The organism is Mangrovihabitans endophyticus (assembly GCF_014646155.1).
Lineage (GTDB): Bacteria > Actinomycetota > Actinomycetes > Mycobacteriales > Micromonosporaceae > Actinoplanes > Actinoplanes endophyticus.
In genome coordinates this window covers 1-843 of the sequence record NZ_BMMX01000129.1, presented here as the reverse complement: position 1 = coordinate 843, position 843 = coordinate 1, and the positions used below count along the sequence as shown (strand labels likewise).

1 protein-coding gene is annotated in these 843 nt (G+C 68.2%); it reads left to right on the top strand.

Annotation, left to right across the window (positions count from 1 at the left end):
• Positions 1-115: 115 nt before the first annotated feature.
• Positions 116-843, top strand: a 728-nt coding sequence (locus IEY73_RS32710; RefSeq protein WP_189083221.1) for a CHAP domain-containing protein, incomplete at its 3' end; no start/stop codon positions are given.

The following is an 843-nucleotide window of genomic DNA, read 5'->3' as shown; positions in this document are numbered from 1 at the left end:
ACACCTACGCCAAGGTCTACACCCCCGGCAACGGCTGGAGCTCCTGGAACAACCTCGGCGGCAACCTCACCTGACCCGTTTCCGAGCGATCGACCCCTCGAACGAAGGACACCAGATGACCATCACGTCAGATCACCGAAGCCGGCCGGGCCGTCGGCGCAGGCGCGCGAGGCTTGCCACAGCCGCCGTCGCGGCCACGGCAGCACTCGTCGCCGCGGCGGCGCCCGCATCGGCGGCGGTCTCCCCGGGCGTGGCGAACCGGATCGTCGCCATCGCCCATCAGGAGATGAACAACGGGTCGCACAACCACGAAAGCGGCGGATACAACTGCAACTACTATTCGGGCGCGCTGGGCGCGGGAGCGGCGTGCTCGAACGGCTGGCGCAGTGAGGAGTGGTGCGCCGACTTCGCCCGGTGGGTCTGGGCACAGGCCAAGGTCGACAACACCTCCGAGCTCACAGCGGCGGCGGCGAGCTTCTATCAGTACGGGCACCGGCACGGCACGTGGCACGCGGGATCTCCGTCGGTCGGCGACGCGATCGTGTTCAACCTCAGCTCGGACGGCACATACGCCAGCCACGTCGGCCTGGTGGTGGCGGTGTCCAGCTCATCGGTCACGATGATCTCGGGCAACACCTACAGCGCGAAGACCGGCACCACGGACTCGGTCGCCCAGGAGACGCTGTCCCGCAGCGACAGCAGCATCTCCGGATACACCGATCCGCTCGGTGGCGCCGGTGAACCGGCTCCGGAGAACGCGTTGCAGAGTTCGCCGGTGGTGCAGTACGGGACACAGATGCAGGTCTACGGCCGCGCCGGCAACGGCCACGCCTACGCCAACGT